Source organism: Nocardia sp. NPDC101769 (assembly GCF_044766925.1).
In the GTDB taxonomy this organism is placed as follows: domain Bacteria; phylum Actinomycetota; class Actinomycetes; order Mycobacteriales; family Mycobacteriaceae; genus Nocardia.
This window is the reverse complement of the sequence record NZ_JBIWMX010000085.1, coordinates 1-8,838: the sequence shown is the minus strand read 5'-3', so window position 1 is coordinate 8,838 and position 8,838 is coordinate 1. Positions and strand designations below refer to the sequence as shown.

General features: G+C 64.4%; 8 protein-coding genes and 1 pseudogene. 7 read left to right on the top strand and 2 right to left on the bottom strand.

Going from position 1 to position 8,838, the window contains the following annotated elements:
• The first annotated feature begins 552 nt into the window (after positions 1-552).
• Positions 553-1,464 (top strand): phosphotransferase enzyme family protein, encoded by a 912-nt coding sequence (locus ACIRRA_RS45020; RefSeq protein ID WP_402781985.1) that lies wholly within the window; start codon positions 553-555, stop codon positions 1,462-1,464.
• A gap of 124 nt (positions 1,465-1,588) precedes the next feature.
• Here ACIRRA_RS45020 and ACIRRA_RS45015 read toward each other — a convergent pair whose 3' ends face one another.
• The gene (locus tag ACIRRA_RS45015; RefSeq protein WP_402781982.1) at positions 1,589-1,789 is read right to left on the bottom strand and encodes a hypothetical protein; all 201 of its coding nucleotides are present in this window, start codon (positions 1,787-1,789) and stop codon (positions 1,589-1,591) included.
• A 127-nt stretch (positions 1,790-1,916) separates the two neighbouring features.
• On the opposite strand from ACIRRA_RS45015, the gene ACIRRA_RS45010 reads away from it, so the two are divergent.
• The 3 genes from ACIRRA_RS45010 (at position 1,917) to ACIRRA_RS45000 (ending at position 4,520) form a co-directional block, all read left to right on the top strand.
• A complete protein-coding gene (locus tag ACIRRA_RS45010) occupies positions 1,917-2,342 on the top strand; it encodes a hypothetical protein (RefSeq protein ID WP_402781979.1) in 426 nt (141 codons plus the stop codon).
• Between the two features lie 123 nt (positions 2,343-2,465).
• Entirely contained in the window at positions 2,466-2,594 is a 129-nt protein-coding gene (locus tag ACIRRA_RS45005; RefSeq protein WP_402781976.1) for a hypothetical protein, read from the top strand.
• 1,542 nt (positions 2,595-4,136) lie between these two features.
• Positions 4,137-4,520, top strand: a complete 384-nt coding sequence (locus ACIRRA_RS45000; protein ID WP_402781973.1) for a hypothetical protein — start codon at positions 4,137-4,139, stop codon at positions 4,518-4,520.
• A 186-nt stretch (positions 4,521-4,706) separates the two neighbouring features.
• Here ACIRRA_RS45000 and ACIRRA_RS44995 read toward each other — a convergent pair whose 3' ends face one another.
• Entirely contained in the window at positions 4,707-5,147 is a 441-nt protein-coding gene (locus tag ACIRRA_RS44995) for a VOC family protein (protein ID WP_402781971.1), read from the bottom strand.
• 312 nt (positions 5,148-5,459) lie between these two features.
• On the opposite strand from ACIRRA_RS44995, the gene ACIRRA_RS44990 reads away from it, so the two are divergent.
• From ACIRRA_RS44990 to ACIRRA_RS44980, 3 genes and pseudogenes are all read left to right on the top strand, one after another.
• Positions 5,460-6,161 carry a GNAT family N-acetyltransferase gene (locus ACIRRA_RS44990; RefSeq protein WP_402781968.1) on the top strand — a complete coding sequence of 234 codons (702 nt, stop codon included), beginning with the start codon at positions 5,460-5,462 and terminating at the stop codon, positions 6,159-6,161.
• Positions 6,162-6,293: 132 nt separating this feature from the next.
• Positions 6,294-6,542 (top strand): annotated as a pseudogene (locus ACIRRA_RS44985) (group II intron reverse transcriptase/maturase); the annotation flags it as partial.
• An 848-nt stretch (positions 6,543-7,390) separates the two neighbouring features.
• The gene (locus tag ACIRRA_RS44980) at positions 7,391-8,518 is read left to right on the top strand and encodes an AbrB family transcriptional regulator (protein WP_402781965.1); all 1,128 of its coding nucleotides are present in this window, start codon (positions 7,391-7,393) and stop codon (positions 8,516-8,518) included.
• Positions 8,519-8,838 lie beyond the last annotated feature (320 nt).

The following is an 8,838-nucleotide window of genomic DNA, read 5'->3' as shown; positions in this document are numbered from 1 at the left end:
GCGGTCCAAGATCAGAACACCGGCGACATGATCGATCATCAAGCGCCCGTTGGCAATCCAGGCCGGGTCAATCACGCAAACCGTGCCAGATCCCGAATTGGCATGCCGTTGACAAACATTCGCGCGGAATCCGGCGCTAAGCAGTTATCTCAGATAAGAGCGCATCGTCTGCGGTACCTGCTTAGCGCCGGTCTCGCAGAGGTGGGCCGACAGGCGTTTCCGTCGCGCCAAGGCCTCGCCAGGCCGCGGGCGGCTCCGGAATTTATCTCCCGTGCCCGGCGCCGGCCGCCACCGATGGCAGTTCCCCGGCACGGACCGGGCATCGCACACACCAGTGCCAGGTCTGCGGCGCGACGGTGTACACGCCCCCGTTGGACAGCCCGATCTGCGCATGCGAGTGGCGTACACACCCGGGGTGTCGCACCAACCTGACGATTCCCGACAATGGCCGCACCGCACAAGATGACTGGACCCATTGGGCGGGGCGTCTTCGAACGCCTGATGTCAGGAAGGCCGTGCGGTCAGTTGACAGTGGCCCATAGCCTGGAAGTCGTGCCTCCTCGTCCCGCTGCCTCCGTTTTCCTGCCCGAAACGATCGACGCGGTACTGGATCGCGCATGCCGCAATGTCGGCCTGGACCCCGCGGACGCGCGGCTGCTGCGGCTGGGAGAGAACATGCTCTACCTGCTGGAATCCGCTCCGGTGGTGGTCCGCATCGGCCGCAACATGACCCGCTGGGACGATGCGGTCAAAGAGGTCGCCGTCGCCGAATGGCTTGCCGCGCAGCAGTTCCCCGCCGCCCAGATCTTCGAAGTCAAAGACCACCAGCAGCCGATCGACATCGACGGGCACCCGATCACGTTCTGGCAGTTCCTTCCCGGCCAGGCCGCCGATATCGCGGAGGCCGGGATCCTGGGCGCGCTGCTGCGCCGACTGCATCAACTGCCCCGGCCCGCTGATCTGCCGCTGCCGCCCGTGCAGGGGTTCGGACATGTTGCGGCGCGCCTGAAGTCGGCACCCATCGCGGCCGCCGACGCGGAGTTTCTGCGGCGGCGGGTGGACGAGCTCGACCAGGAGTTGGCCACGCTGAGCTTCCAGCTGCCGGTAGTGGCACTGCACGGTGACGCGCACGTGAAAAACGTGATGATCTGCGACGGGCAGGCGGTGCTGATCGACCTGGAGGCGTTCGCGGTCGGGCCGGCGGAATGGGATCTGGCCAAGACCGCTGCCGAGGCGTCGATGGGCATGCTCGCCCCGGCCGACTACCAGGCCTTCGCCGACGCCTACGGCTACGACGTCACGACCTGGTCGAGATGGCCAGTGCTGCAGGCGGTGATGCAGCTGAAGATGATCAGCTGGCTGGCGCAGAACGTCGACCATTCACCCCGCATCCGCGCCGAATACGACAAGCGGTTGGCCACCATCCGCACCGGCCGCCTGGTCGAGCCCTGGCGGGGGTTCTAAAGGCCGGCCCGGATCCTTGCTGCTTCTCCCAGGTATTTGCTTGCAGCGTCGTAACTTATGCCGATGTCGCGGGCAAGACGTGAGGGCTTGGCCCCTGTGGCTTTCTGCCTGGTCAACAGCTCGGCTATCCGGTCAACCGGTATCCGGCCGCGAGCGGGTCGCCGAAGGGATCGGCGCGCGGGTGGTCGACCAGCCACATGAACTCGCCGTCGTCGCCGTGCCAGGCCAGCACGTCGAACCGCAGCCCGCCGACGTGTACCGAGACGACATCACCTCCAGCACAGTGCCGTACCCCGCGCACGCTCAGCTCAGCGCGTAACCCCACCGCCGTGACCGGATCCAGTTTCCCAGGTAGACGCCAACCGTTCCATTGAAGATTTGCTTTGTCGGGTCGTCGTTGGCACGGCTCTGACATACTCTGACCGGAGGCCGTAACAAGTGTGGAGGTTTCGGTGGGACTGTTCGGCAACAAGAAGTCCATGCAGGACCGCCAGGCCGAGGCGATGCAAAAGGCCGAGAAAATCATGCAGGGCAAAGGCCTTACGGGCAAAATGACCAAGGCGTTCATGGGCAGCGAGTTCACCAACGCCATGCAGGGTGCGATGGCGTCGGCCAACCAGGCCCAGCAGGCCGCGGAGTTGCGCGCAGCCGGAGTCCCCACCGAGACCGCGACCGTCGTGCAAGTCCAGGACACCGGGCAGACGATCAACGACAACCCGAATGTCGTGCTCCTGCTTGACTTGGGCGGCCAACAGGTGAAGATCACAACCCTGGTCTCACGCCTGGAAATCCCCCGCACAGGCGACAACGTCCTCGTCCTCCGGGAGCCGCAGACCGGCACCATGATGTATGCAGGCCTGGCCCCCGCGCCTAGCTAGGCCTGGGTTTGACTCCCGGATTAGCCTGATCAGCAGCGGATTTCAGCAAGCTCGACTCGTGGCCGACCCCGGCATGTGGTCCTGTCCCGAGTGCCTGTCACGTCCGGGATGGGGTGGGGGCGTGTGTTTCTAACGGTGCCGCCGCTGTGTCGCAATGCCGACCGCAAGGGAACTCACTTCCTCTGGTTCCCCACACTGGCCGCGGCGCTCACCTGCTACAAGAAGCTCGCGAAAGCGAAACCACCCATGTGAGACACGGTCTAAGGACTGGCCAGTTCTCGTCTTATCTCTCCTCCTGGTTCCCGGCTCCTGTTCAGAGCCGGAGGTATTCGCGGAGCTTGCCTTTGACGTGGGGGGTCCCAGAAGTAGTAATCGCGCGAAAACAACGGATATGACTCAAGCCGTTGGTAGAGCATCGATTTGGTGGGTGATTAGGGCGTTCTGCCTGGTTGATCGTCTCGTTCGAGGTGGCGGTAGACGGTCTTACGCGAGACGCCGATGGTCTCAGCGATCTGGGCGAGACCCGCCCCACGATCTATCGGCACCTCTAACGAGGCGACTCCGTAGTCTCGCCTCAACGACTACCTGCGGCTACGCCCATATCCGTTGTATTTTCGCATGATTACGACAACTGCCGCCAATTGCAGCGGATGCGAACTCGCGACTGTCTCGCCGCCAGCCGTGCTTCGGGGTCGAAGGCGTTCGCAGCCAACGGAACCCGGCGACACAGCGAGTGTTGAGAGAGTATGCCGACCAGATACTTCGATGGACGGTTTCAGCTCAGTAACCTGCGGTTTCAGGGGGCAGTCGCATCTGGTGCGAGATTCTCGCATCGGATGCGACTCACCAGGATCTGGCCGATGGACGGCGCCGACCTGGGATGAGAGGTCTGCTGGCCTCAGCCGGACCTCCTGAAGCTCTTGCAATGCACCACAATCGGAGACAGTTGAATACGCGACTTCACCAGTCCGGGACCCCGAGACGTGCCGACGCTCGAGACGAGTCGTCGGCACGCCGACCAGTTGCTTTTCGGTGGTCCCGTCGACCGCTCGCGAAGTTACCGGGCTGGTTCAGGCAGGGATGCCGGTGTACAGGTCGAAGCTGCCGTCGGGCTGCTGCTCCCAGACGTGGGCCCGACAGCGCCCGCAGTGGGACGGCACGAGCATCCGCCGCCGACCACTCCGGAGCGCACTGCGGGCACGGCTTCAGATGCGACGGAACCGGGTAGGCGGCGAACTGCTCGTAAATTCGCTCCACCGGGCCGACCAGCGAGACTGGTAGTTCGTCGACTCCCGGCATCCTCCACCCTTCCGCCGCTATTGTGCCGCGACCCGACTGCGGTATGCATCCCGAGTCCGGGTGTCGGGAAACGTGTTTCGCGGCGGGCTGACCGGACTGCACGTGAGACAGTCGTTTTGGGGTACACCCCAGACCGACAGCCGTTCGGAAAACGATCACCGTGGGGCGCTATCACAAACGATGCTGACCACGTGAGAATTATCGGAGAGGGTACCCGGAGAGGCGGCGACCTCCCCGGGTGCTCGGCGCTCACGGCCCCGAGTTCGCCGCTCGGGGCCGATTCCAATCAGGAACGCAGAGCGATGATCTCGCGCAAAGCGCGCACGGCCTGCCGCACGTCGCGCAGGCCGTGCGTGCTACCGGTGCGCACCGGCGTACCCGCCATCAACCCGTGGCAATAGCCCACGGCCGCAACACCAATGACCGTGCAGGCTCGGTGTCCCCGGGCGCTGTATCGCCCGATGCGACCAACGATCCCACGATAGGAGAGCAGGCATGAGCACTCACAGCGAGCAGGCCGAGCGCCGCGCCATCGCCCACCAACTCGACCTGGCGAGAAACGAAACAATGGCGGCCGCAATGGACTTGGGCAAGTGGTGCGGCACCGGCGATTACGCCGCCATCCTCTCCGAGCCCGCGCGTGATGCGGCCGGGCTGAGTGCGCTCGCCAGTCTGGAGGCTGCGATCGGTGATCTGACTGCGGTCTTCGAGCGCCTGGCGGCCGCTGTCGCCGACGAGCGCCTGGCGGGTGCTCCAGGCCGCGCCGGGTGGGACGCCGTGGGAGCAGGCGCAGCATTGGCCTCGGCCGCTGGGATGGCATCTGTCGATGCCGGTGGTCGAGTTCCTGTCGGCAACGCGAACCGGACTCGACGTCGATGAATACGACCTCAGCGACGACGATATCGCCGACTCCCCAGCCTGACCAGAGCGGTGAATAGGACAGCTGGGCAATCGATTTCAGCGATCCAGCGTTGGCAGTCAGCTCTTCTTCGGGGCGCGGGTTCGGGTGTGGGCGAGCCGGTAGGAATTGGTGCCGGTTTCGATGAAGGGCCCGTTCGGCAGTCTTCAGCTGAGCTGCTCGGCCAGCCCGACAATGATGGCCTCGGGGCCACGGACGTAGCAGAGCCGATAGCTGTCCTCATACTGCTCCACCTCGCCGACGAGTTCGGCGCCGTGGGTGCGCAGGCGGGCAACGACATCATCGATGTCGTCGACGGCGAACATGATGCGACGAATACCCAACGTGTTAGCCGGTGCGTCTTTCGGCTCAGCGCTGATCGCCTGCGGCGTGTGGAACATCGCCAGCTCGACCCGACTGTGTCCGTCTGGGGTCCGCAGCATCGCGATGTCTTGCCGGACGTCGTCGAGCCCGATGACACGTTCCACCCAACGTCCCTCGACTGGCCCCCGGCCCTCGAGCTCCATACCAAGTTCGACGAAGAACTCGACAGCAGCCTCAAGGTCCTCGACAACGATGAGGACGTTGTCCATCCGCCGAATCGTCATAGCCCTATCTCCTTCATCAGCAGGCCCCAACGTGGGCTCGAGGGGCACGACGGTAGTGACTTACCGTGAGACCGAAATTCATCGCCGGGCGATACACGGCGAGGTAGGACGGGCGCGCCTGGCCGCAAGATCACCTCGCGGTGGTCCACGGGCGGGCCAGGTGGACCGGTGTGCTGCCGTTTCCGGCCACATTCTCGGCCACGGGGGTAGTGACTGGACGGGATCCGGCGCTAACGCGGTGATCCCGCGAGGTTGATCCAGTGACGGGCGTTAAACCGTTGCGGCCGACGCTATTTGTCGCAGAGTCCGCCGGTGGCGAAACCCCGTGGCCTAGAACAGCGCCCGGCGGCAATGATGGCGGGCATGAGCCTGATGAAGTACTGGCCGGTGGCTGGATTGCAGGTGCGGACGCCGCGTCTGGAACTTCGCATGCCCGGTTTGGAGGACCTGGGTGCACTCGCCGGGCTGGCGGCTGAGGGAGTGCACGATCCGGCGGTTCAGCCGTTCACGGCGGAGTGGACGGATGCGGAACCGGACGAACGCGCGCAGCGGGTGCTGCGATGGCACTGGCGATGCTGGGCAGACTGGCAGGTCAATGACTGGGAACTCAATCTCGTTGTGCTGCGAGACGGGGAGTTGGTCGGTACCCAGTCGATCGGTGCGAAGGACTTCGCGGTGTGTGGCGAGGTGGGTACTGGATCATGGCTCGGCCGAAGGCATCACGGGCAAGGTATCGGAACGGAGATGCGGGCTGCGGTGCTGGAGTTGGCCTTCGCTCATCTCGGGGCCGAGTCGGCGGTGTCGGGTGCGTTCGAGGACAACCTGGGCTCGCACGGGGTCTCACGCAAACTCGGGTACGAGCCCGACGGGCTCGCGGTGCACGCGGTGCGGGGGAAGCCGGCGGTGATCCGGCGGTTGCGGCTGACGCGCGAGGGATGGGAAACCCATCGAAGGGTGCCGGTGGAGGTGACCGGGCTGGAGAAGTGTCTGCCGCTGTTCGGGGTCCAGACCTAATCGTGACGACGCCACACGCGAGGGTATCGTCCTGGCGGTTCGGCGTCAGAATGCACATTTGCGCGGAATCCGGCGCTTTAGCGTGACTTTTCGCGGACCTGGACCCCACATGCCTCCTACTACTTTCGGCACGCGGTCTGCAAACACACCATGGACAGCCTCGACAACTTCGTGTGGTGGCGAGTTGTCCGCTGGTGGAAGCGGCTGCACCGTTGGAGATGGAAGGACGTCCACCGTCACCTCGCCGACCACACCGGTCGGTGGCACAGGCCCTCGGCGGACGGGATCGAACTGTTCAACCTCGCCAAGGTGCCGATCACCCGATATCGGTATCGCGGCAACACGATCCCCACTCCCTGGACCCTGGCCGACCACGCCTGACGGCAGACATCGTGGAGAGCCCGGTGCGTGGAGACATGCACGCCGGGTTCGGCGAGCGGCTCGCAGAAACGGACCGGTGGCAACACCGACACCGCGCTGCGGGCCGACTCAACCATCGGCCGTGCGGACCCCATGAGCCATCACCTGCGCCCGCTGCCTTCGCAAGATCGGCGGATCGGTCCTGTCAGCACGTCAGCTTCTACTGTTCGGCGACAACAGCCAGCGCACCTAGGGTTCCTGGGGGTAGCGGCGCATCTGCCCCGCGTCTCGCCCCGCGGCAGCCACCAGCGCCCGCCCCGAAACTCGGGGCGGGCGCTGCGTTTCTCGTGCGAACTACTGGTTGGTCAGGGCATCGCCGGGAGATTGTGGGCGGCGGCAGAGCCTGCGGCGGCGCTGCCGGTCCCGGCGAGCGCGGCGGTGATCAGGCCAATGATTGCCAAGCACATGAAGGGTGTTCTCCGTTCGTCGGTCTACTCAGGTCCGGCTAACTTATGACAGGCTAACCTAACATGGTCGAGCGACCGGCTGTCAAACTCGTGGTTTGTCGTGGCGCTGGCCAGCGGATGGGAAGTCGCCTCGAACGCCGCAGAAGAAGCGGCCTCAGTCTTCATGGTTGAATGAGGCAATGGATCATCTCGCGGCTATCGGCAGAGGCAGAGACGGTTTCGCCCTATCACGAAGAGGCATCAACGAGGCGATAGCGTAGCGGCTCGGCCGTGAAATCGCTTATGGGACAAGAACGCAGCGGCGCACAGCAACCTACTCCCTCCTCGACCTCGGTGGCCAAGCCCCGGCAACAGACAACTCGGTCCGACCGACGTGAGACCCTCCAGACAAAGAGTGCACGATTGGCGCTGCGACTGCGCGCGATTGCTGGCTGGAGCGCACTCCTCATCGGGGGATATTGGCTGGCCGAAGCCGGTGAAGTCATAGGAGTCCCGGCCGCCGAGCTGATACTTCCACTCCTGGTCGGTGCCATATTGGCGGTCAGCGGGGTCGTCAGGTCCCAATTTCCCGCACAGACAAGTCGAGCCGTGCAGGCCATGGTCGGTGTGATCATGGGTAGCTATTTGCAACCTCAGGCCTTTCACTCGATAGCGGCCACGGCGCTGCCGTTGATTCTGGTCACGGTGGCGACCATCGCTCTGTGCGGCGTGGCCGCGGTATGGCTGGCACGCACGGGAAAAGTAGCTCTCGAAGAGGCGACACTGGCGATGGCGCCCGGCGGTTCGGCAGCCATCATCGCTTGTTCGGACGATCTGGGTGCCGACGCCCGAAAGGTCGCCTTCGCTCAATATCTACGAGTAGGCATGGTCGCCCTCGCGGCACCGTTGGTCGCAGCGGCCGCTACTCACCGCTCCAGCGGGCCGAGCCCTGCCACTACCTTCGGCTGGCCGATGCTCGAACGCTGGGTGCAACAACCGCAAGGAGTCTCCTCGGTACTCGTGTTGACCGCGATCTGTCTGCTCGGTATCCGCTTCGGAGAGCGCATCGGCCTTCCCTCGCCGGTATTGCTCGGCCCCATGGTCTTGGCGGCAATCGTCACTTTCACCGATACCTGGACCGGTTTCGCTCCAGACGGGCCGCTGAAGGATGTGCTGTTCGTTGCCATCGGACTCGAGGTCGGACTCCGATTCACGCGCCCCGCCCTGCGTCACATCGCTACGATCTTGCCGCGCCTGCTCGTGGCGATCGTCGGTGTATGTCTCGGCTGCGCCGCCCTGGCGTGGATGACATCAGCACTGACCGGCTCGACGTTCATCGAGTCCTATCTCGCCACCACACCCGGCGGAATCAACTCGGTGCTGGCCACCGCAGTGGCCAGCCACAGCGATGTGGCATTGATCTCGACGACGCAAAGCCTTCGCCTCTTCATCGTTCTGCTCGCCATTCCACCCATCACCGGCTGGTTGGCCAACAGAACCGTCACATCGTCACAACCCGAACATGGATCCAGAACAGCCGAGAAACACTAGCCAACACCCCAGTCGAGATCGCCAAGGGTGATCAGAACTACCCCTACAGCGGCGACCAGGCCCGAGTAGGTCAACTCATCTTCGGCACGTGGGGTCCAGTGGCGCGAAAAGTCGCGCTAAGGACCCGGGGCGTGAGGAACAGTGGTGCGGAATCCGGCGGTAGCGCGAGTCGACCTGGGTGTTTGCGGCCAAGGCGAGCCTTCGAAGTCGTCGGTACCGCGCATCGTTTCGAGGGTCGACCCACTGCCGACCCGTCAAAACACCAGGTCGCTATCCGAGCTGTCGCGCATAGCGAGTAACTATGCGCGGTAACCGCTAAG